The sequence below is a fragment of the Nocardioides sp. genome, assembly GCF_024509035.1.
Lineage (GTDB): Bacteria > Actinomycetota > Actinomycetes > Propionibacteriales > Nocardioidaceae > Nocardioides.
The window spans coordinates 1-275 of the sequence record NZ_JANINT010000350.1 but is presented as its reverse complement, the minus strand read 5'-3'; the positions used below and the strand labels follow the sequence as shown (position 1 = coordinate 275).

At 68.0% G+C, this 275-nt stretch carries 1 protein-coding gene; it reads left to right on the top strand.

Annotation, left to right across the window (positions count from 1 at the left end; translation table 11 throughout):
• On the top strand, positions 1 to 275 hold a 275-nt coding region (locus Q0L15_RS21150), incomplete at both ends, for a hypothetical protein (protein ID WP_296606710.1).

Below are 275 nucleotides of genomic sequence, written 5' to 3'. Positions count from 1 at the left end.
GCCGGATGGGACCTCGGCTCGACCTTCCAGCAGTGGGGCCAGTCGTTCGTCTCCGGCGTCAGCGCCGTCGTCGGCACCATCGGCTCGGCCTTCCAGTTCGTGGGCAGCGCGATCTCGCACCTGTGGGCCTCGGCGGCGCAGACGCTGGCCAGGCCCAACAACAGCAGGACCAACGACATCCACACGTGCTCGAGCTTCCTGATCGTCACCGGTGCGAACAGCTACCGGTGCGAAGGCACCCTGACGACGATCCAGGGGGTCCCGACCGACCGGAT